The sequence below is a fragment of the Phyllobacterium sp. 01N428 genome (genome assembly GCF_056399405.1).
In genome coordinates, this window is record NZ_JBFTRH010000001.1 from 1,247,222 (window position 1) to 1,273,623 (window position 26,402).

At 59.7% G+C, this 26,402-nt stretch carries 26 protein-coding genes; 18 read left to right on the top strand and 8 right to left on the bottom strand.

Annotated features, from left to right (window positions below; genetic code table 11):
* The 5 genes from AC1DNI_RS06145 to AC1DNI_RS06165 all read left to right on the top strand — a co-directional run bounded on the left by AC1DNI_RS06145 (nucleotide 1) and on the right by AC1DNI_RS06165 (nucleotide 5,225).
* Nucleotides 1-255 carry an exodeoxyribonuclease VII small subunit gene (locus AC1DNI_RS06145; RefSeq protein ID WP_027230082.1) on the top strand — a complete coding sequence of 85 codons (255 nt, stop codon included), beginning with the start codon at nucleotides 1-3 and terminating at the stop codon, nucleotides 253-255.
* An 82-nt stretch (nucleotides 256-337) separates the two neighbouring features.
* Nucleotides 338-1,261: a pirin family protein gene (locus AC1DNI_RS06150; protein WP_091919445.1), complete on the top strand. Its 924-nt coding sequence runs from the start codon at nucleotides 338-340 to the stop codon at nucleotides 1,259-1,261.
* A 75-nt stretch (nucleotides 1,262-1,336) separates the two neighbouring features.
* Nucleotides 1,337-3,256 carry a 1-deoxy-D-xylulose-5-phosphate synthase gene (gene dxs, locus AC1DNI_RS06155; protein WP_477691191.1) on the top strand — a complete coding sequence of 640 codons (1,920 nt, stop codon included), beginning with the start codon at nucleotides 1,337-1,339 and terminating at the stop codon, nucleotides 3,254-3,256.
* A 2-nt stretch (nucleotides 3,257-3,258) separates the two neighbouring features.
* Nucleotides 3,259-3,996 carry a TlyA family RNA methyltransferase gene (locus AC1DNI_RS06160; protein WP_477691192.1) on the top strand — a complete coding sequence of 246 codons (738 nt, stop codon included), beginning with the start codon at nucleotides 3,259-3,261 and terminating at the stop codon, nucleotides 3,994-3,996.
* A complete protein-coding gene (locus tag AC1DNI_RS06165; protein WP_477691193.1) occupies nucleotides 3,996-5,225 on the top strand; it encodes a class I SAM-dependent RNA methyltransferase in 1,230 nt (409 codons plus the stop codon). The genes AC1DNI_RS06160 and AC1DNI_RS06165 overlap by 1 nt, the downstream gene beginning before the upstream one ends.
* 77 nt (nucleotides 5,226-5,302) lie before the next feature.
* On the opposite strand, the gene tldD is transcribed toward AC1DNI_RS06165, so the two are convergent.
* A complete protein-coding gene (gene tldD, locus AC1DNI_RS06170; protein WP_477691194.1) occupies nucleotides 5,303-6,715 on the bottom strand; it encodes a metalloprotease TldD in 1,413 nt (470 codons plus the stop codon).
* A 95-nt stretch (nucleotides 6,716-6,810) separates the two neighbouring features.
* Nucleotides 6,811-7,329 (bottom strand): invasion associated locus B family protein, encoded by a 519-nt coding sequence (locus tag AC1DNI_RS06175; protein ID WP_027230076.1) that lies wholly within the window; start codon nucleotides 7,327-7,329, stop codon nucleotides 6,811-6,813.
* A 383-nt stretch (nucleotides 7,330-7,712) separates the two neighbouring features.
* Here AC1DNI_RS06175 and coxB point away from each other — a divergent pair, with 383 nt between their 5' ends.
* The 11 genes from coxB (at nucleotide 7,713) to rnhA (ending at nucleotide 16,886) form a co-directional block, all read left to right on the top strand.
* The gene (gene coxB, locus AC1DNI_RS06180) at nucleotides 7,713-8,561 is read left to right on the top strand and encodes a cytochrome c oxidase subunit II (RefSeq protein WP_036813808.1); all 849 of its coding nucleotides are present in this window, start codon (nucleotides 7,713-7,715) and stop codon (nucleotides 8,559-8,561) included.
* A 38-nt stretch (nucleotides 8,562-8,599) separates the two neighbouring features.
* Complete coding sequence (gene ctaD / locus AC1DNI_RS06185; RefSeq protein WP_027230075.1) at nucleotides 8,600-10,252, top strand: cytochrome c oxidase subunit I; 1,653 nt, start codon at nucleotides 8,600-8,602, stop codon at nucleotides 10,250-10,252.
* 82 nt (nucleotides 10,253-10,334) lie between these two features.
* Nucleotides 10,335-11,279 carry a heme o synthase gene (gene cyoE / locus AC1DNI_RS06190; protein WP_477691195.1) on the top strand — a complete coding sequence of 315 codons (945 nt, stop codon included), beginning with the start codon at nucleotides 10,335-10,337 and terminating at the stop codon, nucleotides 11,277-11,279.
* 1 nt (nucleotide 11,280) lies between these two features.
* Nucleotides 11,281-11,436: a hypothetical protein gene (locus tag AC1DNI_RS06195; RefSeq protein ID WP_027230073.1), complete on the top strand. Its 156-nt coding sequence runs from the start codon at nucleotides 11,281-11,283 to the stop codon at nucleotides 11,434-11,436.
* 11 nt (nucleotides 11,437-11,447) lie between these two features.
* The gene (locus AC1DNI_RS06200; RefSeq protein WP_477691196.1) at nucleotides 11,448-12,077 is read left to right on the top strand and encodes a cytochrome c oxidase assembly protein; all 630 of its coding nucleotides are present in this window, start codon (nucleotides 11,448-11,450) and stop codon (nucleotides 12,075-12,077) included.
* 56 nt (nucleotides 12,078-12,133) lie between these two features.
* Nucleotides 12,134-13,012, top strand: a complete 879-nt coding sequence (locus AC1DNI_RS06205) for a cytochrome c oxidase subunit 3 (protein WP_027230071.1) — start codon at nucleotides 12,134-12,136, stop codon at nucleotides 13,010-13,012.
* A gap of 185 nt (nucleotides 13,013-13,197) precedes the next feature.
* Nucleotides 13,198-13,593, top strand: coding sequence for a DUF983 domain-containing protein (locus AC1DNI_RS06210; RefSeq protein ID WP_477691197.1), 396 nt, complete (start codon nucleotides 13,198-13,200; stop codon nucleotides 13,591-13,593).
* Nucleotides 13,586-14,386, top strand: coding sequence for an SURF1 family protein (locus AC1DNI_RS06215; protein WP_477691198.1), 801 nt, complete (start codon nucleotides 13,586-13,588; stop codon nucleotides 14,384-14,386). The genes AC1DNI_RS06210 and AC1DNI_RS06215 overlap by 8 nt, the downstream gene beginning before the upstream one ends.
* Before the next feature lie 51 nt (nucleotides 14,387-14,437).
* Complete coding sequence (ispH, locus tag AC1DNI_RS06220) at nucleotides 14,438-15,439, top strand: 4-hydroxy-3-methylbut-2-enyl diphosphate reductase (protein WP_091919432.1); 1,002 nt, start codon at nucleotides 14,438-14,440, stop codon at nucleotides 15,437-15,439.
* A gap of 2 nt (nucleotides 15,440-15,441) precedes the next feature.
* Nucleotides 15,442-16,422 carry a homoserine kinase gene (locus AC1DNI_RS06225; RefSeq protein WP_477691199.1) on the top strand — a complete coding sequence of 327 codons (981 nt, stop codon included), beginning with the start codon at nucleotides 15,442-15,444 and terminating at the stop codon, nucleotides 16,420-16,422.
* The gene (gene rnhA / locus AC1DNI_RS06230; RefSeq protein WP_477691200.1) at nucleotides 16,419-16,886 is read left to right on the top strand and encodes a ribonuclease HI; all 468 of its coding nucleotides are present in this window, start codon (nucleotides 16,419-16,421) and stop codon (nucleotides 16,884-16,886) included. The genes AC1DNI_RS06225 and rnhA overlap by 4 nt, the downstream gene beginning before the upstream one ends.
* 19 nt (nucleotides 16,887-16,905) lie before the next feature.
* On the opposite strand, the gene AC1DNI_RS06235 is transcribed toward rnhA, so the two are convergent.
* Both AC1DNI_RS06235 and AC1DNI_RS06240 read right to left on the bottom strand, forming a co-directional pair.
* Entirely contained in the window at nucleotides 16,906-17,391 is a 486-nt protein-coding gene (locus AC1DNI_RS06235) for a peroxiredoxin (RefSeq protein ID WP_113281735.1), read from the bottom strand.
* A 66-nt stretch (nucleotides 17,392-17,457) separates the two neighbouring features.
* The gene (locus AC1DNI_RS06240) at nucleotides 17,458-18,255 is read right to left on the bottom strand and encodes a protein-disulfide reductase DsbD domain-containing protein (RefSeq protein WP_477691201.1); all 798 of its coding nucleotides are present in this window, start codon (nucleotides 18,253-18,255) and stop codon (nucleotides 17,458-17,460) included.
* Nucleotides 18,256-18,430: 175 nt separating this feature from the next.
* Between AC1DNI_RS06240 and AC1DNI_RS06245 the strand changes: the two genes are divergently transcribed.
* A complete protein-coding gene (locus AC1DNI_RS06245; RefSeq protein WP_027230064.1) occupies nucleotides 18,431-19,033 on the top strand; it encodes a YqgE/AlgH family protein in 603 nt (200 codons plus the stop codon).
* Nucleotides 19,034-19,416: 383 nt separating this feature from the next.
* Here AC1DNI_RS06245 and AC1DNI_RS06250 read toward each other — a convergent pair whose 3' ends face one another.
* From AC1DNI_RS06250 to thrC, 4 genes are read right to left on the bottom strand one after another with little or no spacing between them, the layout of a single operon-like run.
* On the bottom strand, nucleotides 19,417-22,299 hold the full coding sequence (locus AC1DNI_RS06250; protein ID WP_091919427.1) for an EAL domain-containing protein: 2,883 nt from the start codon (nucleotides 22,297-22,299) through the stop codon (nucleotides 19,417-19,419).
* A gap of 31 nt (nucleotides 22,300-22,330) precedes the next feature.
* Nucleotides 22,331-22,918, bottom strand: a complete 588-nt coding sequence (locus AC1DNI_RS06255; RefSeq protein WP_027230062.1) for a GNAT family N-acetyltransferase — start codon at nucleotides 22,916-22,918, stop codon at nucleotides 22,331-22,333.
* A gap of 18 nt (nucleotides 22,919-22,936) precedes the next feature.
* Nucleotides 22,937-24,232, bottom strand: coding sequence for a M16 family metallopeptidase (locus tag AC1DNI_RS06260; protein ID WP_477691202.1), 1,296 nt, complete (start codon nucleotides 24,230-24,232; stop codon nucleotides 22,937-22,939).
* Nucleotides 24,233-24,242: 10 nt separating this feature from the next.
* Nucleotides 24,243-25,640, bottom strand: coding sequence for a threonine synthase (gene thrC / locus AC1DNI_RS06265; RefSeq protein WP_477691203.1), 1,398 nt, complete (start codon nucleotides 25,638-25,640; stop codon nucleotides 24,243-24,245).
* 134 nt (nucleotides 25,641-25,774) lie between these two features.
* Here thrC and AC1DNI_RS06270 point away from each other — a divergent pair, with 134 nt between their 5' ends.
* Nucleotides 25,775-26,389 carry a hypothetical protein gene (locus tag AC1DNI_RS06270; protein ID WP_091949968.1) on the top strand — a complete coding sequence of 205 codons (615 nt, stop codon included), beginning with the start codon at nucleotides 25,775-25,777 and terminating at the stop codon, nucleotides 26,387-26,389.
* Nucleotides 26,390-26,402 lie beyond the last annotated feature (13 nt).

Here is a 26,402-nt window from a genome sequence, read left to right on the forward strand (position 1 = left end):
ATGGCAGACGCCCCGAACAATACCGATATCGCTGCCATGAGCTTTGAACAGGCGCTCGATCAATTGGAAAAGATCGTCGATGACCTCGAGCGCGGTGATGTGCCACTCGAACAGTCGATTCGCATCTACGAGCGCGGCGAAGCGCTGAAGAAACATTGCGATGCCTTGCTGAAAGTGGCCGAAGACAAGGTTGAGAAGATTCGCCTCGGCCGCGACGGACAGCCGGTCGGCACCGAGCCGCTTGATCCCGAGTAATTGAGCGACGCTGTTCAACGGCGCGCCGGGACTCTATGGTTGGTATCAATTCGGGTCGTGGTGTGACCCAAGGAGTGCGCCCATGAGCTTTTTCCCTGGCAATGACCCCGAGCCCGGCGACCGGACCGCCGCCGACGCCATCGAAACGCTGATCATTCCTCGCACCAGCGATATCGGCAATCTTGAAGTGCGCCGCGCGCTGCCGACTGCCAAGCGCCGGCTCGTCGGCCCTTTCATCTTTTTCGACCGCATGGGCCCGGCAATTCTGCGTCCGAGCCAAGGGATCGACGTGCGCCCGCACCCCCATATTGGACTCTCGACAGTGACCTACCTTTTCGACGGCCAGATACGCCATCGCGACAGCCTCGGCACCGAAATGGTTATTCGTCCAGGCGACGTGAACCTGATGACGGCGGGGCGCGGCATCGTCCATTCGGAGCGGTCGCCGGAAGAATTGCGCAAGGAGCCGCTGCCGATTTCCGGCCTGCAGACCTGGCTCGCCTTGCCCGACCATCTCGAAGAGATCGACCCGGCCTTTGCCAATACCGGTGTTGCCGAGCTTCCTTCGATGAGCGAAAACGGCATCGACGTGCGCGTGGTCATGGGAACATTCCACGGCGCCAAGTCAGCGGTAAAGCAGCACGCCGAAACGCTCTATGTCGATATTCGCCTTGCACCCGGAAAACGCATCCAGATACCGGGGACAGCGGCCGAAGAGCGGGCGATCTATACGCTGGAAGGCCCGGTCGAGGTCGCCGGCGAGACATTCCCGGCTGACCGCCTGCTGGCGTTTCGCAGCGGCGACGAAATCATCATCAGCGCACCGGAAGGCGCGCATTTCATGCTTTTTGGCGGCGCAGCTCTGCCCTCTCAGCGCTATATCTGGTGGAATTTCGTCTCGTCGTCCAAGGAGCGTATCGAACAGGCCAAGGAAGAGTGGCGCAGCGGCCGCTTCGATATTGTCCCTGGCGACGAAGAAGAATTCATTCCCCTGCCGGAGGGGTAGGGCAAAGGCCCGGCTCCTTGCCGCACAGGTCGATTTACTCTAGGAACGCCTGACTTTTAAACGGAGCCTCGCACCTTGGCCAAGAATTTTGACACACCGCTGCTCGACCGCGTCAAGATCCCCTCGGACCTGCGCGCGCTACCGGAGTCGGACCTGCCGCAACTCGCTTCTGAGCTGCGCACCGAGCTTATCGATGCGGTGTCGACGACCGGTGGTCATCTTGGCGCGGGCCTCGGCGTCGTCGAGCTCACCATTGCGCTCCACCATGTCTTCAACACGCCTCACGACCGTATCATCTGGGATGTCGGCCATCAGGCCTATCCGCACAAGATCCTGACCGGTCGGCGCGACCGCATCCGGACCCTGCGCCAGGAGGGCGGACTTTCCGGTTTCACCAGGCGGAGCGAAAGCGAATACGATCCATTCGGCGCTGCCCATTCGTCCACCTCGATTTCCGCCGGGCTCGGCATGGCTGTCGCCAGCGACCTCGCCGGAACGAGGCGCAATGTCGTCTCGGTCATCGGCGATGGCGCCATGTCGGCGGGCATGGCCTACGAGGCGATGAACAATGCCGGCGCGCTCGATGCGCGGCTCGTGGTCATTCTCAACGACAACGACATGTCGATTGCGCCGCCGACCGGCGCAATGAGCGCCTATCTTGCGCGCCTCGTTTCCGGCCGGGCCTATCGCACGTTTCGCGAGACGGCAAAGCAATTGGCGAAGAAACTGCCGAAATTCCTGCAGGAGAAGGCGCGGCTCTCGGAAGAATATGCGCGCGGTTTCTGGACTGGCGGCACCATGTTCGAGGAGCTCGGCTTCTATTATGTCGGCCCGATCGATGGCCATAAGCTCGATCATCTACTTCCGGTTCTGAAGAACGTGCGAGACACGATGGACGGTCCGGTCTTGATCCACGTCGTCACGCAAAAGGGCAAGGGCTATGCCCCTGCCGAGGCGGCAGCCGACAAATATCATGGCGTCAACAAGTTCGACGTGATCACCGGCGCGCAGGCAAAACCGCCTGCAAACGCACCGAGTTATACCAAGGTCTTCGCGACGAGCCTCATCGAGGAAGCGCGCCATGACGACAGGATCGTCGCTGTTACGGCGGCGATGCCAGGCGGAACCGGTCTCGATCTCTTCGGGGAAGTATTTCCGCAGCGCACGTTCGACGTCGGCATTGCCGAACAGCATGCGGTAACTTTTGCGGCCGGCATGGCGAGCGAAGGATACAAGCCCTTCGCCGCCATTTATTCGACTTTCCTGCAGCGCGGCTATGATCAGGTCGTCCATGACGTGTCGTTGCAGAACTTGCCCGTACGCTTTCCGATCGACCGCGCTGGACTTGTCGGCGCCGACGGCGCAACGCACGCCGGATCGTTCGACACCGGCTTTCTTGCCGCCTTGCCGGGTTTTGTCGTCATGGCCGCATCGGACGAGGCCGAGCTTCGCCATATGGTCCGCACGGCCGCCGCTTACGATGAAGGTCCGATTTCCTTCCGCTACCCGCGCGGCGATGGCGTGGGCGTCGACCTGCCGGAGCGTGGGGCGATCCTCGAGATCGGCAAGGGCCGCATTGTCCGCGAGGGCGGCAAGGTCGCGCTGCTGTCATTCGGAACGCGCTTGCAGGAGTGCCTCGCTGCCGCCGATGAACTCGACGCCGCCGGTCTTTCCACCACGGTCGCCGATGCACGGTTCGCCAAGCCGCTCGACGAGGACCTCATTCGCCGCCTCGCGCGCGAACACGAGGTTCTCGTCACCGTCGAGGAAGGCGCGGTCGGCGGCTTCGCCTCGCACGTGCTGCATTTCCTCAGCCGCGACGGGCTTCTCGACCATGGCCTGCGCGTCCGCGTGCTGACCCTGCCGGACGCCTATCAGGATCACGCCAAGCCCGAAGCCATGTATGCGCGCGCCGGGCTCGACAGCGCCGGTATTGTACAGGCCGTTTTCAGTGCGCTCGGACGCGATCAACTGGTTGCGCCAGCACGCGCGTGACAATGCGGCTTGACCAGCTTCTAGTCGAACGAGACCTCTTTGCCAGCCGCTCGCGCGCCCGCGATGCGATCGTGCGTGGGACTGTCAAAGTGGATGGTGCCGTCGTCACCAAGCCGGGCGCGGTGATTGGCGCAGCCGCCATCATCCTCGTTGACGACCCCGCCAGCGCCTACGTTTCCCGCGCTGCGCTCAAGCTCATTGCCGGCCTCGACCATTTCGGCATTCCCGTTGCTGGGCGAGCAGCCCTGGATATCGGCGCTTCGACCGGCGGCTTCACGCAAGTGCTGATTGAACGCGGCGCGGCCCATGTCATAGCTGTCGACGTAGGGCACGGACAGTTGCATGAGCGGCTGCGCGGCGACCCGCGGATAACCAACCTTGAATCGCTCAATGCGCGGGAACTGACCCGAGACCATCTTGGCGGCCTGAAGGCCGATCTCGTCGTCTCCGACGTCAGTTTCATCTCGCTGAAACTTGCATTGCCGCCAGCCCTCGATCTGGCCGAACCCGGGTCGCACTGCGTCCTCCTCGTCAAGCCGCAATTCGAAGCGGGGCGCGAGGCCATCGGCAAGGGCGGAATTTTGCGCGACCCGAAGGATGGTGAACGGGTGGCGGATGATCTAATGAAATGGCTTGATGCAATGCCGGACTGGAACGCGCTCGGACTTTGTCCTTCGCCGATCGAAGGCGGCGACGGCAACCGCGAGTATCTTCTCGCCGGATTGAAAAGAAAAGTTTGATGAGCACACGCGTTACAATCGAGAAGATGGGAGCGGGCGGCGATGGCATTGCCTCGACAGCATCCGGGATCGCCTACGTTCCGTTCTCACTTCCGGGCGAGACGGCCAATATCGCGCTTGACAATGGCCGGGGCACGCTCATGGCTTTGCTCGAAGCCTCGCCGGAGCGCATCGCCCCTGCCTGCCGCCACTTCGAAGAGTGCGGCGGCTGCGCGCTGCAACATTGGCAGGATGAACCCTATCGGGTGTGGAAGCGCTCGCTGGTTCAGGAAGCCCTTGCGGGAAGGGGGCTCGCTTTCGATCTTGAACCGCTGGTGCCCTGCATGCCGCAGACCCGCCGGCGCGTGGTGTTCGCGGCTCGCACGAGCGATCACGGCGCGGTGCTCGGCTTCAATCGCCATCTCAGCCATGATCTCATCGACATTTCGGAATGCCCGGTGACCCTGCCCGATATCGTGTCGCGCCTTGATGACCTGCGCGATCTCGTTGCGGTTATCGGTGGGGGGATGAAGCCGTTTCGGTTGACCGTGACGGCAACGGCCTCGGGTCTCGACATCATGGTCTCGGGTTGCCAGGCCCCGGACGCCGCAAAGCGCCAGGCCCTGACGGCGCTGGTGCTGAAGAAGGGCTTTGCCCGCTTGACCTATGAAGGCGAAATCATCGTCGAACCGCGCAGGCCCATGGTTCAATTCGGCAGGGTGCCGGTGTTTTTGCCAGCCGGCGGCTTCCTGCAGGCGACAGTCGATGCAGAAAACGCCATGGCAGCTCTGGTGACCGCCCATCTTGCCAAGGCCAAGAAGACGCTCGACCTTTTTGCGGGTGCCGGCACGTTCGCCTTGCGCATTGCCGAGAAATCCGCGGTGCATGCGGTGGAGGGCGATGCAGCGGCGGTGGCCGCGCTCGACCGTAGCGTGCGCCAGGTGCAGGGCCTGAAGCCGGTGACCGCCGAGCGCCGCGATCTCTTCCGCCGGCCGTTTCTTGCCCGTGAACTCGCGCCCTTCAACGGACTTGTTTTCGATCCGCCGCGTGCCGGCGCCGAAGCGCAATCGATGGAGATTGCCAAATCCACCGTGCCGAAAGTCGCGGCGGTGTCATGCAATCCCGTCACCCTGGCACGAGACTTGAGCATTCTCGTCAAGGGCGGCTACCGGATCGACCGGGTGATCCCGATCGACCAGTTTCTTTGGTCGCCCCATGTCGAGGCCGTGGCGCTGTTGAGCAAGAAATAGAGGCTTGAATTGGAGGCACCCCTCTGTCCGGCAGGACAGAGTGGTGAAACTTGCCTGTCTACACCGATAAAGGCCGGTTAAACCGAGGTGCCGCCGACCGTCATCTGGTCCATGCGCAGATGCGGTTGGCCGACGCCGACGGGTACGGACTGTCCCGCCTTGCCGCACATACCCATCCCGGTATCAAGCTGCAGGTCATTGCCGATCATAGAGATGCGCTGCATCGCGTCCGGTCCGTTGCCGATCAGCATGGCGCCCTTGATCGGCGCACCGACCTTGCCATTCTCGATCAGATAGGCCTCGGTGCAGCCGAAGACGAACTTGCCGGAGGTGATATCGACCTGACCGCCGCCGAACGAGACGGCGTAGATACCCTTCTTGACCGAAGCGATGATTTCCTCGGGCGTCTTGTCGCCGTCGAGCATATAGGTGTTGGTCATACGTGGCATCGGCACGTGCGCGTAGGATTCGCGCCGGCCATTGCCGGTCGGTTGCATGCCCATGAGACGGGCGTTCTGCCGGTCCTGCATGTAGCCGACGAGAATGCCGTCTTCGATCAATACCGTCTTGTTTGTCGGCATGCCCTCGTCGTCGATGGTCAACGATCCGCGCCGTTCCGCAATGGTCCCGTCATCGACCACGGTGACGCCCTTCGAGGCGACGCGCTGTCCGAGCAGCCCGGCAAAGGCGGACGTCTTCTTGCGATTGAAATCGCCTTCGAGGCCATGGCCGACCGCTTCGTGCAGCATGACGCCGGGCCAACCACTCGAAAGCACGATATCCATGGTGCCGGCGGGGGCGGGGATCGCTTCGAGATTAACGAGCGCCTGTCGCAGTGCTTCGTCCGCGGCGTGATGCCATTTGTCGGTCGCGACGAACTCGCCGAAACCCTTGCGGCCGCCGGTGCCGAACGAGCCGCTTTCCTGGCGGTCACCTTCACCGACGACGACACTGACGTTGAGGCGGACCATCGGACGTATGTCGCGCACGAAATGGCCGTCGGCGCGCAAAATCTCGACCTGCTGCCACGATCCAGCGAGCGATACCGAGACCTGGCGAACCTTGGGATCCTTGTCGCGAAGGTAGGCGTCGATCTCCTGCAGCAACTTGACTTTCGCCTCGAATGTCGGCGACCCGAGCGGATTTTCGTCGCTATAGAGGCTGCGATTGGTTCCGGGCGGGGCAGCGGTATAGGTGCCGGCATAACCGGTCCGGATGGCGGAAGCGGCATCGGCGGCGCGCTTCAGGGCACCAAGCGACAACTCGCCCGCGTGAGCATAGCCGACGCCTTCACCAGCAACGGCGCGCAGGCCAAAGCCCTGATCCTGATTGAAAGACCCGTTCTTCAGGCGGCCATTGTCGAAGACAAGGCCTTCCGATTCTCTGTACTCGAGAAACAGTTCGCCATCGTCGGCGCCGGCAAGGCTTTGCTTGACCGTTTCAAGGACTTTTTCACGGGGCACATCAAAACTGTCGATAAGGCTTTTCATAATAAAACGTCCATTTCAAAATACATGAACGGCATGTAGGCCATTCATCGGCCCACGACAAGTACAAGACGCGCGCGTTTGTTGATATGAGCCGTCTATGGAAGGGCGTCGAAGCCTTCGCCAAACCCGTTGAGTTCGACGGGAATACCAATGCCTTCCTCGGGCGTCTGGAATACAATGAAGGTTGCGGCCTTGCCGGTCTTCAATGTCTGGACCAGTTGGTCTTCGAGTATGACTTCCGCATAACAGCCATCTTCGAAGCAGCGCACGAAATAGGCGCGGCCAATGTCCTTGCCATCGACATTGAGGCCGAGGCCGTTGGGTAAGAGGACGCCGAGGGGCGCGAGCACCCGCAGGATTTTAGCCTTGTTGTCGGCAGTCTTCAGCACGACGACGGAGAGGCCCATTTCGGGCCGGTCGGCGGCGACGACATTTTGTATGAGAGCGCACTGTTCGGATTTGGCGCCCGCGGGCGTATCGCAAAGGATCGACCATGCTCCATGCGTGGATTTGACCGTACCGCTCTGCTGCGCTGCCATGGCAGTGCCCGCAAGGGCGGTCAGCGACAGGGTAAGCAGGCCGATGGCGATACTGCGTAGCGGAAAAAACGACATATAGGCTCCAAAACGAATCATCCAGACGTTAAACCTACCCGTCGAAGATGAAAAGAATGCCGCACCAACACTCCCCAGCATAGAGCGACCGTCGAATGTGTCGTGTAATGCAATAATGGCCGGATTGTGAGCCCTTTTATGCCTTGGGCAGCAAAAACGCGGCGAATGCGAAAAAACATGCCCGTTCAAGCCGGCATGCGCTTCCGCAATGGAAAGCTGCGCGCAAAAATGCCGCATGAGATCACGTTCGCCTTCCTTGCGATGTAAGCTAATGTGTGGTTTGAACGCGGCATATGACCGGGCCTTCCTGCGCCCGGTGTTATCGTATGGAATCAAAGCTTCATTCGGGAGATTTCTAGGTGAAGAAGAATTTTGTCACGCTGATGGGTGTCCTGGGTGGCCTGCTCGGTGCTGGAACAGCTGCTCATGCAGCAAAGCCCGAGCCCTGGCAGATGACGTTCCAACCCGCTGCTACCGGCATCATGGAGCAGATCGTCTGGTTCGAGCGCTATACTTTGTGGTTTATCGTCCCGATTACGCTTTTCGTGATGGTGCTTCTGGCCTGGGTTATGATTCGCTATCGTGCGAGCGCCAATCCGGTCCCTTCGAAGACCAGCCACAACACGGCGGTCGAGATCGTCTGGACGGTTGGACCGGTCGTCATCCTGCTTTTCCTGGCAATTCCCTCCTTCCAGCTCCTGACAGCCCAATATTCTCCCGAAGAGCCCAAGCTGACGATCAAGGCAACCGGCTACCAGTGGTATTGGGGCTATGAGTATCAGGCCGGTGAAGCGCCGGTTTCGTTCGATTCGGTGCTTCTGAAGGATGCCGACCGCCCCACACTTGGCAAGGAAGATCGCGAAGCTTTCCCATACCTCCTCGCCGTCGACAACGAGATGGTCGTGCCGGTCAATACCACGGTCCGCCTCCTCGTCACCGGCGCCGACGTGATCCATTCCTTCTCCATGCCGGCTTTCGGCGTGAAGATGGATGCCGTCACAGGCCGCAGCAACGAGACCTGGTTCAAGGCGGAAAAGGAAGGCCTCTACTACGGTCAATGCTCGCAGATTTGCGGCAAGGACCATGCCTACATGCCGATTGCGATCCATGTGGTCTCGCAGCAACAATACGATACGTGGTTCGCCGCCGCCGGAAAGGATCTTCCGGGCGCATACAAGGCGTTGACCGCGAAAATCGACGCAGACAAGAACGTGAACGTCGCCGGCAACTGAGCTGGCTGACGCACTAGATTAGGAACGGGAGCACTTTGATGGCAGGTTCTGCAGCTCACGAAGCCCACGACGCTCATAAGCCGACAGGCTGGACGCGTTGGGTTTATTCGACCAACCACAAGGATATCGGTACGCTGTATCTGATCTTCGCGATCGTGGCCGGTCTCATTGGCGGTTCTCTTTCGATCGCTATGCGCGCCGAGCTGCAACAGCCCGGCATCCAGATTTTCCATGGCCTTGCGTCCATGGTCTATGGCTATGAAGGCGACGCCGCCATCGACGGCGCCAAGCAGATGTACAACGTCTTCTCGACGGCGCACGGCCTCATCATGATCTTCTTCATGGTCATGCCCGCGCTCATCGGCGGCTTTGCCAACTGGATGGTTCCGATCATGATCGGTGCGCCGGACATGGCGTTCCCGCGCATGAACAACATCTCGTTCTGGCTGCTCCCGCCAGCGCTCCTGCTCCTCATCCTGTCGATGTTCGTTCCGGGTCCTGCCGGCGGCTACGGCACCGGTGGCGGCTGGACGATTTATCCGCCCTATTCGACCACGGGCCAGCCCGGGCCGGCGATGGATTTCGCGATCCTTTCGCTGCATATCGCCGGTGCGTCCTCGATCCTCGGTGCGATCAACTTCATCACCACGATCTTCAACATGCGCGCTCCGGGCATGACGTTGCACAAGATGCCGCTCTTTGCCTGGTCGGTGCTGATTACCGCCTTCCTGCTGCTTCTGGCCTTGCCGGTTCTGGCTGGCGGCATCACCATGCTTCTGACCGACCGCAATTTCGGCACGACCTTCTTCTCGCCTGAAGGTGGCGGCGATCCGCTGCTGTTCCAGCATCTGTTCTGGTTCTTCGGTCATCCGGAAGTTTACATCATGATCCTGCCGGCCTTCGGCATCATCAGCCACATTGTCTCGACCTTCTCGAAGAAGCCTATCTTCGGCTACCTCGGCATGGCCTATGCAATGGTTGCCATCGGCGTCGTCGGCTTCATCGTCTGGGCGCACCACATGTACACCGTCGGTCTCTCGCTCGAGACCCAGCGTTACTTCGTCTTCGCGACGATGGTCATCGCCGTGCCGACGGGCGTGAAGATCTTCTCGTGGATCGCAACGATGTGGGGCGGCTCGATCGAATTCAAGCCGCCGATGATCTGGGCGATCGGGTTCATCTTCCTCTTCACCATTGGCGGCGTGACGGGCGTCCAGCTCGCCAATGCCGGTCTCGACCGCGCCATGCACGACACCTACTACGTGATTGCACACTTCCACTACGTGCTTTCGCTCGGCGCCGTGTTCGGTATCTTCGCCGGCTGGTACTATTGGTTCCCGAAGATGACGGGTTACATGTACAACCACGCGATCGCCAACACGCACTTCTGGGTGATGTTCATCGGCGTGAACCTCGTGTTCTTCCCGCAGCACTTCCTCGGCCTTGCCGGCATGCCGCGCCGCTATATCGACTATCCGGTCGCCTTTGCCGGCTGGAACGAAGTATCGTCGATCGGTTCGTACATTTCCGGTGTTGCCGTGCTGATCTTCCTCTTCGGTGTCTTCGAGGCTTTTGCCAAGAAGCGTGAGGCAGGGGCAAACCCATGGGGCGTCGGTGCGACCACGCTGGAATGGCAGCTTTCTTCGCCGCCGCCGTTCCACCAGTGGGAACAGCTCCCGCGTATCAAGTAAGACAATGGCTGTCCGGACCATTCATGGTAGTGGTCCGGATGGCCCTGACGACAATCTATCGGACTGCAGCAAGAACGAACAAATGGCATTGGTTGAGAAAAACGCGAGCATGGATACGAGCATCGGCCTTTCGGAGGCCAGTGCGTCGGATTATGTCGTGCTGCTCAAGCCGCGGGTTATGTCGCTCGTGGTCTTCACCGCACTTGTCGGCTTGCTGGCGGCGCCGGGACATATCAATCCGGTGCTTGCGGGCATAGCTATCCTTTGTATCGCCGTCGGGGCAGGGGCCTCGGGCGCACTCAACATGTGGTACGACGCCGATATCGATGCCGTGATGAAGCGCACGGCCAAGCGGCCGATTCCCGCCGGGCGTATCAGCCGCGAGGAAGTGCTGACCTTCGGCCTGTTGCTCTCGGCGTTTTCGGTCGTCACGCTCGGCCTTTTCGTCAATGTGCTTTCGGCATTCCTGCTGGCCTTTACGATATTCTTCTATGCGGTCGTCTATACGATGTGGCTGAAGCGTTCGACACCGCAGAACATCGTCATCGGCGGAGCCGCCGGTTCATTCCCGCCCATGATCGGCTGGGCTTGCGTTACCAATTCGGTGAGCATGGAAAGCATCGTGCTGTTCATGATCATCTTTCTGTGGACGCCGCCGCATTTCTGGGCGCTGTCGCTGTTCATGTCGGACGACTATGAAAAGGCGAAGATCCCGATGATGCCGAATGTGATGGGTCCGGCATCGACCAAGTTCCAGATTTTTCTCTATACGCTCCTTGTGTCGCCCGTTGCGGTTCTGCCATGGATCATGGGCTTCGCCGGCCCGGCCTACGGCCTTTTCGCCGCGGCCATGGGCGTCGCTTTCATCGTCTATGCCTGGCGGGTATGGCGGGCGCCGGTGGGCAAGGACATGATCAAGCCGGCAAAGAAGATGTTCGCCTTCTCCATCCTCTACCTCTTCGGAATCTACGCTGTCCTTCTCGGCGAAATTCTCGTGCGCAAAGCACTACTATTGGCAGGTGCCTGATATGAGCAATGATCGCGTGACCCTAACCGACAAGCAGAAGAAGGCGCAGCGCAGCCGTTCTATCGCACTTGCGCTGGCGCTCGCTGCTTTTGTCATCATCGTCTATGTCGGCACCTGGGCGAAGCTCGGCGCCAACATCCTGATCCGGCCGATGTAATGAGTGGTTCAATGTCTGAGGAAACCGTAAAGAGCGCAAATGCGCCATCCGGGCGGAAGCGGAAGGTTTCGGATCGCACGATTGCGATTTCGTGCCTTGCTTTCTTCTTCGGCATGGTTGGCATGGCCTTTGCGGCGGTTCCGCTCTACGCGATGTTCTGCCAGGTGACCGGATATGGCGGGACGACGCAACGAGTCGAACAGATGTCGGACACGATTCTCGACAAGACGATCACGGTCCGCTTTGATGCGAACACCTCCGGCGCACTGCCGTGGAAATTCGAGCCCGTGCAGCGCGAAGTCACGATGAAGATCGGTGAGACCTCGTTGATCAAGTACGAGGCAAAGAGTATCGCCGACAAACCGACAGCGGGACGCGCGGCTTTCAACGTTACGCCGCAGGCCGCCGGCGCCTATTTCAACAAGGTCGAGTGCTTCTGCTTCACCGATACGGTGCTCAAGCCTGGTGAAGACCTTGAAATGCCGGTCGTCTTCTTTGTCGATCCGGACATTGTCAACGCGCCCGAACTGAAGGGCGTCAATACCATCACCCTGTCCTACACGTTCTTCCCCATCGCAATGCCGGCCCCGCTTGCCGCCAACACCGATATCAAGAAAGAGAACGGGTCAGGACAGCTTTGAACTTGCGCCGGCTCTGGCCGGTGTCTTACAGATGAACAGAAATTGCGGGGGTTAGAATGGCCGAAGCACACCAGAAACATCACGACTACCACATCATCGATCCAAGTCCGTGGCCGTTCCTCGGATCGGTCGGTGCCTTCGTCCTGGCCCTCGGCGGTATCGCATTCATGCGCTACCATGCCGGCGGTGAACTCGTGCTGTTCAGGGCCAACCTGACAAGCCCATGGATTTTCCTCATCGGTCTCGTGATCATCCTTTACACCATGTACGGCTGGTGGTCGGATACGATCAAGGAGAGCAAGCAGGGCCATCATACCCGCGTTGTCCAACTGCACCTGCGCTACGGCATGATCATGTTCATCGCCTCGGAGGTGATGTTCTTCGTTGCCTGGTTCTGGGCATTCTTCGACGCAAGCCTGTTCCCGGGCGAGGTCGAGCAGGTTGCCCGTACCGCCTTTACCGGTGGCATCTGGCCGCCCAAGGGCATCGAGGTGATCGATCCGCTGCATCTGCCCCTCTACAACACGATCATCCTGCTGCTTTCGGGAACGACCGTTACCTGGGCGCACCATGCGCTCATCCACAATGATCGCAAGGGCCTCATCACAGGCCTCACCCTGACGGTTCTGCTCGGCATGCTCTTCACTTTCGTGCAGGCCTACGAATATGTGCACGCACCGTTCGCCTTCAAGGATTCGATCTACGGCGCGACCTTCTTCATGGCGACCGGCTTCCATGGTTTCCACGTCATCATCGGCACGATCTTCCTGGCGGTCTGCCTGTTGCGCTCGATTCGCGGCGACTTCACCCCGCAGAAGCATTTCGGCTTCGAAGCTGCAGCCTGGTACTGGCACTTCGTTGACGTCGTCTGGCTGTTCCTCTTCTTTTCCATCTATGTATGGGCCGGTTGGGGCGCACCGATGGCCGTCGAATAAGCGGCATCTATCGAGACATGAAGGGGCGGGCATGGTGACATGGCCCGCCCTTTTCTTTGGGATGTGCTTCAACTTGGCTGCTGGACAGATCAACCAAACGGCGTCACTAATCGCACGCGGCCTTAATCTCGACGCTTGTCCCGATCACAACGCCAACTGAAACAATCCTTCGAGCGCAGATTTCAATGAACGAAGACACAGCCCTTTACCCGCCCGTCGATCCGATCGTGGCCGGCATCAAGGCCAAATGCCCGCGCTGCGGCCAGGGCAGATTGTTCGATGGATTTGTGAAACCCGCGACGCGATGCACCAATTGCGGTCTCGATTATTCGTTTATCGATACGGGCGAGGGGCCGGCCGTCCTGGTCATGCTGCTGATCGGCTTCATCGTGGTTGGCCTTGCCCTGTGGATGGAGGTCAATATCGACCCGCCGCTCTGGGTCCATTTCATCCTGTGGATACCGCTAGCACTCGTGCTTTGTCTCGCCACGCTCCGCTGGATGAAGGGCATTCTCATCGCCCTCCAGTACAAGCACAAGGCCGCAGAGGGACGGCTCGATCGCCCGACCGCTCATGAGTAAGACATACGTAGCGGCGGACCGCCCAAGATTTCCCTGGATCACGCTTATCCTTGGCGCAGTGCTCTTCGCAATTCTCGTGGCGCTCGGCACGTGGCAGGTCGAACGGCTCTACTGGAAGGAAGGTCTCCTTGCGGAGATCGAAGCGCGGACCCATGCCGCACCAGTTCCGCTCGCCGAAATCGAAAAGGTCTGGAACGAAGGTCAGGATGTCGATTACCGCACCGTCAAGGTTGCCGGCCGGCTGCTGAACGACAAGGAGCGGCATTTCTTCGCGACCTACGACGGTTATTCCGGCTTTTACGTTTATACGCCGCTGCTGCTTGATGACGGCCGCGCGGTTTTCGTCAATCGCGGCTTCGTGCCCTACGACCGGAAGGAACCGGCGACGCGCCCAGGGGGCGAGGTCGAGGGCCAGGTGACGATTACCGGCCTTGCCCGCAACCCGCTTGATGCCAAGCCGTCCTCGCTTGTTCCGGATAATGATCTTCCCGCCAATATCTACTACTGGAAAGACCTGGCGACGATGGCCTCGCAATCGGGGATCGACAGGGGAAAGCTCGTGCCCTTCTTCATCGACGCCGACAAGACGCCCAACCCGGGTGGTGCGCCGGTCGGCGGGGTCACGATCATCGATCTGCCCAACAGCCACTTGCAATATGCCGTCACCTGGTATGGCCTTGCGGCAACCCTGGTCGTAATTTTGGCAATCTCGCTGCGGCGACGCTATAAACTCCCAGCGGAAAACAAGACGGCCGTCGATGGAGCATCGTCTTCCGACTTGACTTCCCGCTGATTGCCGCCCAAGTCCAAGTAGCATTTCAACCGGTTCCGCGAGACGATAAAGATGCCTGAGAAGAGACCGCTGACAATCCGCCTTTGCGGACCGCGCGGATTTTGCGCCGGGGTGGACAGGGCGATCCAGATCGTGGTTCTGGCTCTAAAAAAATACGGCGCGCCGGTCTATGTGCGCCACGAAATCGTGCACAACCGCTACGTGGTCGAGGGCCTGCAGGCCCGGGGCGCCGTATTCGTCGAGGAACTCGACGAAATCCCAGCGGAACATCGCGACCAGCCCGTGGTCTTTTCCGCCCACGGCGTGCCTAAATCTGTTCCCGCCGATGCGCAGAACAAGAACCTCTTTTATCTCGACGCCACCTGTCCACTGGTCTCCAAGGTGCACAAGCAGGCGATGCGGCATCAGCGCCTCGGCCGGCACGTGATCCTGGTCGGTCATTCCGGCCATCCGGAGGTTATCGGAACGATGGGCCAACTGCCGGAAGGCGCCGTCACGCTGATCGAGACGATCGAGGACGCCGAGGCCTACATGCCCGTCGATCCGGACAATCTCGGCTTCGTGACGCAGACAACGCTTTCGGTGGACGATACCGCCGGAATTATTGCAACCCTGCAGCAGCGTTTTCCAGCATTGATGGCACCGGCCGCCGAATCCATCTGCTATGCAACCACCAACCGCCAGGACGCGGTGAAGGCTGCGGCGCCGGGATGCGACCTCTTCCTCGTTGTCGGCGCGCCCAATTCATCCAATTCGAAGCGGCTCGTCGAAGTCGCGGAGCGGTCGGGCGCAAGCCACTCGATGCTGGTGCAGCGCGCCTCGGATATCGAGTGGGATCAGGTCGGCGACATATCCGTGGTCGGACTTTCCGCCGGCGCCTCGGCTCCGGAGATCATCGTCGACGAAATCATTCAATTCTTTTCGGAACGCTACACCGTGTCCATCGAACTTGCTGAGACGACCATCGAGACCGAAAACTTCCACGTCATGCGCGACCTGCGTGACGTGGAACTGACAAGCCTCGATATGGCCTTCGTCAACGGAAGCCGCTGATCATGGCCGTTTACACCGACATCAACGAAATCGACCTGGCGCATTTCCTCAAGGACTACGAAGTTGGCGAGCTGCTCTCCTATAAGGGCATTGCCGAAGGCGTCGAGAATTCGAACTATCTCCTGCACACAAGTGCAGGCTCGTTCATACTGACGCTTTACGAGAAGCGGGTGAACAGCAACGACCTGCCGTTCTTTCTCGGTCTCATGCGCCACCTCGCGGGCAAGGGGATCAGTTGTCCATTGCCGGTGAATCAGAAATCCGGTTCAAGCATCGGCGAGCTTGCCGGCCGCCCCGCCGCGATCGTTACCTTCCTTGAAGGCATGTGGATGCGCCGCCCGACGGTGCAGCATTGCTTCGCGCTTGGCGAGGCGCTGGCGCGGATGCACATTGCGGGCGAGGATTTCCCCATGCGGCGGAAGAACGCGCTCTCGGTCGAAGGCTGGCGGCCGCTCTGGGAGAATTCCAGGGCAGGCGCGGATGGAGTTGAACCCGGCCTTGCCAGCGAAACCGAAGCCGATCTCGCATTCTTCGAGGCGAACTGGCCATCGCACCTGCCGCACGGCGTCATCCACGCCGATCTTTTTCCGGATAATGTCTTCTTCCTCGGCAACAAGCTTTCCGGCCTCATCGACTTTTATTTCGCCTGCACCGACCTTCTCGCCTACGACGTCGCGGTGTGTCTCAATGCTTGGTGCTTCGAGAAGGACAATGCGTTCAACCTCACCAAGGGTACTGCGCTCCTGCGCGGCTATAATTCCATCCGGCCGCTTTCGGCCGACGAGGCGGCAAGCCTGCCGATCCTTGCGCGTGGCTCGGCCCTCCGCTTCATGCTGACCCGCCTCTATGACTGGCTGAACACGCCGGAGGGCAGCCTCGTCGTCAAGAAGGACCCGATGGAGTATCTGCGCCGCATGCGGTTTCATCGCCAGATCAAGTCTGCCGAGGAATATGGACTGGTCCTCGAAGGACAACGCGTATGAAGGATATCGAAGCGTTCACCGACGGCGCTTGTTCCGGCAATCCTGGTCCGGGCGGCTGGGGCGCTGTACTGCGCTGGAATGGCAACGAGAAGGAACTCTCCGGCGGCGAGGCGGACACAACCAACAACCGCATGGAACTTATGGCGGCAATTGCGGCGCTGAGCGCGCTGAAGGAGCCTTGCCACGTCGATCTCTATACGGACTCCATCTATGTGCGCGACGGTATTTCGGGCTGGATCGAAGGCTGGAAGCGCAATGGCTGGAAGACGGCGGCCAAGAAGCCGGTGAAGAATGCCGAGCTTTGGCAACAGCTTGATGAGGCGCGCAAGCGACACAAGGTCGTGTGGCATTGGGTAAAGGGGCACGCCGGCCACCCGGAAAACGAGCGCGCCGATGAACTGGCGCGGGCGGGCATGGCTCCGTTCAAGCGCAAGCCGGTGGTCCAAGGAGGCGAGGGCCGGTAAAGCCCTCGCAGCCATAAGATCAGAGTTGGCCGAGCAGGGTTGCCGCGCTCGATGTAACGGCCTGTCCCGGCGCTTCCTCGATGTTGAGTTCCTTGACGACGCCGTCCTCGACGAGCATGGAATAGCGCTTGGAGCGCACGCCCATATTGCCGGCGGCAAGATCGATTTCGAGGCCGACGGCCTTGGTGAAGGTCGCATTTCCATCCGACAGATACTGGATCTTGCCTTCGCCGTTGGTCGCTTTAGCCCAGGCACCCATGACGTGCGGATCGTTCACGGCGACGACGACGATGCTATCGACGCCCTTCGCGAGAATAGCGTCGCGGTTTTCGAGATAACCGGGGAGGTGGTTCATGCTGCATGTGGGCGTGAACGCACCTGGAACGGCAAAGAGAACGACCTTCTTGCCCTTGAACAGGCTGTCGGAGCGTACTTCGCTGACGCCCTCATCGGTCTTGGTTTTGAATGTGGCATCGGGCAAACGTTCGCCTACCTTGATAGTCATGAATCGCTCCTCTTGAGATTGCGCAAAGGCCTATCGCAGATAGGGTGCGGATGGTGAAAAGTCGAGCTATTCCTTGAAGGGAATTGTTCCGGATACGGACTTGTCGCCCTGCACCAGCGTATAGTACAGGAGGCCGGGCTTTGCCTGTGCGCCGGAAACGAGCGGCACGGCGAAGACGGCACTTTTGTCGTCGCGGCTCTTCAATTTCGACATGCCGAAATTGGCCCCTCCTTCCGCAGCCACGAAGAGATCGACCTCCTCGCTGCCCGCCGCAAGTTCAGCCGTGAAATCAAGATGGTCATTGTCGCGCGTGACGGCGCGAACGCCGAATTCCGCCGATGCTGGTGCCGGCAATTGATCAAATGCGGTCGAAATCTCGGCCATGGTCAGCGCGTCGCTCGGCGTACCATCGATGGCAATATCGAACTCGGCCGTGACGGGAATGCAGATTGTCTCGCATATGCCGAGGAAAGCGTGTCCCTTGAGATGGGCTGGCTTGGCGGGGTCTTCCAGCGTCAGCGTGAACGGGAGCGAAACGGGCTTCTTGTACCCGGCCCACTGCGTGCCCCCATCGGCGAAACGGTGCGGCGTCGGGAAGGCAAGCGCATAGGCTTTGATGTTGTCGCTTGCCGTAAGATCGAGTTCGGGCGGCACGCCTGCGTCACCCGGTTCCTTCCAATAGGTTTTCCAGCCCGGATCGAGATTGATCTGGATGGCGCCGCGCACCTCCGGGGTGCCGTCCGGTGGATTGTCGACGATGACGCGGACCTTGCCGCCCGGCGTGCTGGTCCAGTCTGAACTGGCAGCGGCTGCCGGAAGAGCGAAGAGCAATGAGGCAATGAGGCAAAGGAATTTTGTTTTCATGGCGGCGACAATTACAATGCTTTTCGTTGCGATCAAGGAGATGAGGGGATTTGCCCATCATATCTGTGTGACGAAGTCGTGTTCGGCCAAACTTTTCACATCGGTGACCGCTGTCGTTTACAATTCGTTACCATTGGGCGTTGTCATTTATAGAATCCTTGGTACCCTTATTCTTATGGGAAACTTGAGAGACGCGACCAACGAAGCCGGTTTTCTGAATGGACAATTCCTTCTCGCCATGCCGGGGATGGAAGACAGCCGTTTTGCGCGCTCGGTTATCTACATCTGCGCCCATTCGGAAAATGGCGCGATGGGTCTTATCATCAATCGCGCCCAGGAAATGGAATTTGCAGAAATTTTGGTTCAGCTTGGCGTGCTCGATGAGCAGCAAGTCATCATGATGCCGGACAGGACGCGCGATTTCCTCGTCCGCAATGGCGGTCCCGTCGAAGTGCGGCGCGGCTTCGTCCTCCATTCCGACGACTATCTGACGGATTCCACAATGCCCGTTGCCGAGGAACTGTGCCTGACGGGAACGGTCGACATCCTGCGCGCCATCTCAGGCGGACGTGGTCCGCGCAAGGCTTTGATGACATTGGGTTATTCGGGATGGGCCTCCGGCCAGCTCGAAAACGAGATCGCCAATAATGGCTGGCTCACTTGCCAGGCGCCGCACGATCTGCTCTTCGATCCGAACATTGACAGCACCTATGATCGGCTGCTCGCCTATATGGGTATCGATCCGTCGCGCCTCGCCACGGTCGCGGGCCACGCTTAAATTTACCAATCGGTTTTGACATGTCTTCCGGTCGCGCTGCAACGCGATACAGCAAGGGATTCAACCCTGCATTTCTTGTTGGGAATCCAAATCCAAGCAATCAATGAAAGCGAGAGCCAAGTAGCAGCATCAAGCCAGCTGGTGCATCGGGACGATGGGCCTCCCGACCGTGGCAACGGCCTTGCTCTCAAACTCGGAGAATAGGCATGTGGTTTTTGCCACTGACTATTACCTTTGAAATCAAAAGAACCCGGACGGGCTGGCAAGTCTGCATCCGGGTTCGATTGATTACCTAGGTAAAGGTGGGGTGGGCGAAGGCTCGCCCCACGCTCCAGTTAATAATAATAGCAGTCTCTTCGCCAATTCCAAGCCCGCTTTTAGTCTTACGATGCGGCCTTCGACTGCTGGAACTGTTCGCGCAGAAGCTTGGTGGCGACGTCGAGGGTCAAAGGCGGGCTGAACATGAAGCTCTGCGCATATTCGCAGCCCATCTGGCGCAGTTGCAGCGCATCGCTTTCATTTTCGATGCCTTCCGACACGACAGCAAGGCCAAGGTCATGCGCCATACTGATCATCGAGCGCAGCAGGGTCACCTTTTGCGGCTGATCCGCCTTGAGGAACGAACGGTCGATCTTGATCATATCGAACGGGAAGGATGTGAGATAGGAAAGCGAAGAATAGCCGGTGCCGAAATCGTCGAGCGAGACGCCGACGCCCATTGCCTTGATGCTGGACAGCACATAGCCGGAGCGCTCCGGATTTTCCATCATCAGAGATTCCGTCAGTTCGAGCTTCAGGCTGCTCGGCTCGATCTGCGTCTGCAGCAGGACCGAGCGGACATCATCGATGAGATCCTGGCGGATCAACTGGCTGCTCGAAATGTTGACCGAGACGAAGAGCGGTGTCGCTCCGAGGGTACGGCGCCAATTGACGAGATCTTCGGCGGCTTTTTGCATCGCAAAGAGGCCAAGCTGGACGATGAGGCCGGAACTTTCGGCGACGGGAATGAACTCTGACGGCGGGATCGACCCGCGGCGCGGATGATCCCAGCGCATGAGCGCTTCAAAGCCGGCGATGCTGTTGTCATCGAGGCGCACGATCGGCTGATAGGCCATATGGATTTCACGGCGTTCCAGCGCGCGCCGCAGGTCCGATTCAAGCTGAAGGCGATCGCTGCCGACCGCACGGAAGGCCGGGCGGAAGGGCTCGATGCGGTCGCCGCCAAAGCGTTTCGCCTGGTACATCGCCAGCTCGGCATCCTTCACCAGATCCTCCGGCGAGGCGGCGCTGCCGCTCGTCCATGTGATGAGGCCGAGCGATGCGGTGAGAACAATCTCGCGCTTGGCAAAGGCGATGGGCGCGCGGATCGCCTGTTTCACCGCATCGGCGAAGGCGGCAATCTTGGCGGGCTCGCTTTCGGATACGAGGATCAGGCCGAACTGGTCTGCAGAGAGGCGGCTCAGCGTATCCTGCGGGCGCAGCAGGCGGTGCAGGCGGCGCGATATGGTCAGCAGGAAGGTGTCGCCGGCAGACAGGCCGAGCCCGTCATTGACCTGCTTAAAGCGGTCGATGTCGATGATGAACACAGTCGGGCGGATTTTGCTTTCCGTTTGCGCCATGGTGATCACCGAGCCGAGGCGATCCAGGAAAAGTTCGCGGTTGGGAAGGCCGGTCAGATTATCGTGGACGGCATCGTGGAGCAGCCGCTCCTCTGCCTTCTTCTGTTCCGTAACATCAATCAAGGTGCCGACGCAGCGTACGATCTCACCATCCGAACCGATGACCGGGCGCGCCTTCAAGGAATACCAGTAATAATGACCGTCGTTGGCGCGCAGGCGGAAGGTCTGGGAGATGCGGCCGCGACGGTTCTCAAGAATGACGTCGAGCGTGGTCCGGAAACGGTCGCGGTCGTCGGAGTGCAGCATCGGCAGCCAGTTGCGCACCGCCCCGTGCAAGGAACTTGCCGACGCTCCGAGGAAATTGGTGAGGTCGGGCGTCGTGACAACGCGGTCGCGCGGCACGTCCCAATCCCAGACGATATCGCCCGAACCGATGATGGCGAGCGCCTGCCGCTCGACGTCGGAGAAGAGCCCCTGTTGCAACGCGCCTCCGGAAAAAGCGTGCTGCATGACGGTAAAGCCGATCAGGAGAACGATAAGGACAAGGCCGCCTGCCAGGGCGGGCTGGATGATGTCGTTGGCAAGAATGCCGGCAACGGTAAGCCAGCTGCCCATCAGCCAGACCAGGAGCAGGATCCACGTCGGGATCAGCATGATTGCCCGGTCATAGCTGCGGAACGAGAAGAATCCGATCAGGATCGTGCCGGCTATGATGGTCAGCGCGAAGGAAAAGCGGGCAATGCCGGCAGCAATCGGTGGGTCGAAGATTGCGACACCGGAGACGATGCCGAGACCGAGAATCCAGGTCAGTGCGCCATAGCTGAAATTATCGTGCCAGCGATTGAGGTTGAGATAGGTAAAAAGGAAGATCACGAGCGTCGCGGCAAGCGCCACTTCGGTGCCCGCCCGCCACATTTGTTCGTTGCCCGGCGCGATTTCGATGAGCTTGCTCCAGAAGCCGAAATCGACGCAGATATAGGCAAGAACCGCCCAGGCGAGTGCTGCCGTCGCCGGGAATAGCGACGTACCCTTGACGACGAAAAGGATGGTCAGGAACAGTGCCAGCAGGCCGGCAATGCCAAGCAGAATGCCGCGATAGAGCGTATAGGAATTGACCGTATCCTTATAGGCATTCGGCTCCCACACATAGACCTGTGGCAGGTTAGGAGAAGCGAGTTCCGCGACAAGGGTGATGACCGAACCCGGGTTGAGCGTGATCAGGAAAATATCCGCGTCGTCGCTCGCCTGCCGGTCGAGGGCGAAGCCTTCGCTGGGGGTAATCGACGTGATGCGCGTGGAACCGAGGTCGGGCCAGATGAAGCGCGATCCGACAAGACGGAAATGCGGCGCGACGATCAGCCGGTCGATCTGCTCGTCGGTCGGATTGGCGAGCGAAAAGGCGGCCCAGTCGCCGGTCGAACGCTTGTCGTTTGCCTGCACCTCGATACGCCGAACGATGCCGTCCGTACCGGGTGCCGTTGAAATCTGGAACGTCTCACCCTGGTTGCGATAGACCTCGACGGCCTTCGACAGGTCGAGCGCCGTGCTTTCCTTGGTGATCTTGATTGTTTCGAAGGCATTGGCGGCGGTATGGGCCGCGAGCAGCATGAATATGAGGACCAGAGCCCGCGATAAGCCTTTCAGCATCTGTCGTCCCAACAAAGCCACCGATACTTTTTCATTTGCCAGCCCTTGCATCATCCTCAATCAGCGCGAAGAGAAGATGATCTTGCCACATTCCGTTTATCTTTAGGTAAGAACGGAGCAGTCCTTCTCTCTGAAATCCGGCTTTTTCGAGAAGGCGGATCGATCTTTCATTGCTTGGAATACAGGCAGCTTCCAGGCGGTGCAACCTCACCTTGGTGAAAGCATAGGGGATGAGCAGGCTCAATGCTTCGTGCATGAACCCCTGTCCGGCGAAGGGTGCGCCGATCCAGTATCCGATCATGCCATTCTGGCCGACACCGCGGCGGATGTTGCCAAGTGTGATGCCGCCGAGCAAGCGCTGGTCGGTATTGCGGAAGAGAAAGAACGGATGGGCCGTGCCTGCCGCCGCCTCGTCGTCATAATGGCGAATGCGATGGCGGAATGCGCCGCGCTCCAGATCATCGACCGCCCAGAGCGGTTCCCATGGCGCGAGAAATTCGCGGCTTTCGGCGCGCAGCGATGCCCAGGCGCGATAGTCGGAAAGCGTCGGCGGACGCAGGTAAATGCGCTTGCCCTGCAAGGGCGGGGCCACGCTTTTGAGAAAGGGCAGGGCGATCATTGCCGCTCCGGATCGCCGTCAGACCGCTATCTTTCTCGGGCTCGACGCTGGGGCAGTCAGTCCATGACGGATATCGGCGAACTTCATCAGGGAACCGATCGGGCCGACGGCGGCGACTGTAGGCGTCGTGTCGAGGAACAGGCGTCCGGCAAGGTCGGTCAAACGTTCGACAGTGATCTTCGAGAGACGCTCGACCAGTTCGTCGGTCGATATCGGATTGCCGTAGAGAAGCATCTGGCGTGCGATCTGTCCGGCGCGGCTTGCTGCGCTTTCGTGCGACATCAGCAGGCTCGCCCGATATTGCGCCCGTGCCCGGTTCAATTCCTCCTGGCTGATATTGCGTGCAGCAGCGTGCAGCTCGTCAATGATCACGGGCACGAGCTTTTTCAGATGATTGCGGCCGGTTGCAGCATGGACCCCGAAAACGCCGGTCTCGGAGAACCCCCAATGGAACGCATAGACCGAGTAGCACAGGCCCCTCTTTTCCCGCACTTCCTGGAAGAGGCGTGAAGACATGCCGCCACCGAGGATCATCGCCAAAAGCTGCGAGGCATAGAAATCACGCACATGATAGGCGCGGCCTTCAAAACCGATCACCACCTGGGCGTCCATCAATTCGCGCTGTTCGCGGAAATCGCCGCCGACATAGTGGGAGATTTCGGGTTCCGGGGCCGTCGATTTCGACCGGAACGAACCGAGGCGCTTTTCGACCTCTCGGACGAATTCGTCGTGCTTGACGCCGCCGGTGGCGACGACGACCATGCGCTCGGCGCTGTATTGCTCGTCCATATAGCGGCGAAGGTCGGCCGACGAGAAGGATTGGACGGTCTCCGGCGTGCCAAGGATGGTACGTCCGATGGTCTGGTTCTGGAAGGCAGCTTCGGTGAAGCGATCGAAAACCACATCGTCGGGCGTATCATGCGCAGCACCGATCTCCTGCATGACGACGTTCTTTTCGCGCTCGAGTTCCTCGGCGTCGAATTTCGAACTCGTCATGATGTCGGCGAGAATGTCGATCGCGAGCGGCATGTCATCGCGCAGGACGCGAGAATAATACGAAGTGGTCTCGACGCTGGTCGCAGCATTGATTTCACCGCCCACATCCTCGATATCGGCGGCGATCTTCCAGGCGGAGCGGTTCTCGGTGCCCTTGAAGGCCATGTGTTCGAGAAGATGGGCTATACCGTGCTGGTTGCTTGCCTCGTTCCGTGACCCTGCCCTGACCCAAATGCCAAGGGCTACGCTCTCCACATGCGGCATTGTCTCTGTCGCAATCGTCAAACCGTTGGAGAGGCGACTGATTTCAACGCCCATGCAATGCTCCTTACTTTGCCGCTCTTGAATGCCGGCTCACATACTCTTCCACATTTTTAAGGTCGTTGGGAAGTACCGTGTACTGTTCTTTTCGTTGCATGAGATCACCCAGCCAGAGTGGCAGGTCTGGATGGACACCGCTTGCCTCCTTCACGGCATCCGGGAACTTGGCCGGATGAGCCGTGGCAAGGACAACGCTTGGCGCCGTCGCCCGCAGAACTTCGCGTGCTACCTTCAGGCCGATGGCCGAATGTGGATCGAGCAGATAGCCGGACTGCTTCAGCACGCTCGCGATGATCCCGGTTGTCTCCGCCTTGCTGGAGCGGCCGGCATCGAATTCGGACCGGATGAAGCCGAGTGCCTTTTCGGCGATCGAGAAGCTTCCGGATTGCTTGAGGCCGTCCATGAGGCGCCGCACCGAGGCCGCGTCACGGCCGTGTGCTTCAAAGAGCAAGCGTTCGAAGTTGGACGAAACCTGGATGTCCATCGACGGCGAGGTCGTATGTACCACGCCACGCGTTTCGTAATTGCCGGTCTCGAGTGTCCGGGCAAGTATATCGTTGTCGTTGGTGGCAATGGCGAGGCGCTCGATCGGAAGTCCCATGCGCTTTGCAACGTAACCTGCAAAAATATCACCGAAATTGCCGGTTGGCACAGTGAACGAAACTGGGCGGTCGGGAGCGCCGAGGCTGAGCGCCGCCGTGAAGTAATAGACGATCTGCGGCATGATCCGCGCCCAGTTGATCGAATTGACACCGGAGAGCGAGAGCGCGTCGCGAAAGTTGAGATCGTTGAACATGCCTTTGACGAGCGATTGGCAATCGTCGAAATTGCCATCGATGGCGAGCGCATGAACATTGGACGCTGCTGACGTCGTCATTTGCCGCTGCTGCACGGGCGAGACGCGGTTGTGCGGAAACAGAATGAAGATGTCGGTCCGGTCGCGGTTGGCAAAGGCGTCGATAGCCGCGCCGCCCGTGTCGCCGGACGTTGCGCCGACGATGGTCGCCCGCTCGCCCCGCCTGGCAAGACTGTAATCCATCAGCCGCGCCAGAAGCTGCATCGCCACATCCTTGAATGCGAGCGTCGGACCATGGAAAAGCTCGAGCACGAACTCATTATGTCCGGTCTGGACCAAAGGGCAGACCGCCTCATGGCGGAAGGTGGCGTAGGCTTCGTGTACCATCGCCTCGAAATCGGCCTGGTCGATATCGCCGGCAATGAATGGCGTCAGCACGTAAATCGCGATCTCGGCGTAGGTCTTGCCCCGCAGCGAACGGATCTCGTCTGCAGAAAATTGTGGAAATTCCTGGGGCAGATAGAGCCCGCCATCGCGCGCAAGGCCGGCGAGAAGGGCATCGGAAAATCCTAAAACCGGCGCTTCGCCGCGTGTACTAACGTATTTCATCTCAAATATCCCTTGCCTTTGGATGCACGCGCCGCCTCGGCAAAAAGCTTGCGCAGCCCGTCGCATTCTCATCGAACCGTTGATATAGAACACGTTCGTTCGTCAAGGTTCGTTCTACGAGGAAAGTTCAGTTCATGAAGTCAGAAACACAAAAAACTCTGCCCTTCTATCAACTTTGCGCCCCAATTTGTGCATTGGTCTTTGCTGCGGGTCTTGCGGCCTGTTCGACGAGCGGCGGGACCGTGGACACGAACTCCCCCAAGGCCCAGGCCACCGCCGAGGCCGACAAGCGCCTCACCGCCTCGCAACTGCGCGCCTTCTGCCCACCCGTCACGATCCGCGAGGGAACCTCGGTCATCAACAATTACGGGAAGACCACCGACAAGAACCCGGCGAACCTGATTTATCAGGCATCCATGTCGGACGAAACCCGCTCTTGCAATTCGGACGACACGACGATGACCATGACTGTCGCCGTTTCCGGCAAGATCGTTCCCGGGGCGAAGTTCACGCCCGGTACGGTCACAGTGCCAATCCGTGTTGCCGTTATCCAGGGCTCCGATGTTGTCTACTCCAAGCTGAGCAGGCAGGCGGTTGCAGTCAACGACAGTGGCGCGGCCACCCAGTTCATCTTCAACGATCCGAACGTGAGCTTCCCCAAGCCGGCGAGCCGGAACGTTCAGGTCTTCGTCGGCTTTGACGAAGGTCCGGACGATAGCGCCAAGGCAAAGACAAAGAAAAAGAACTAGATGGTCAACAAAG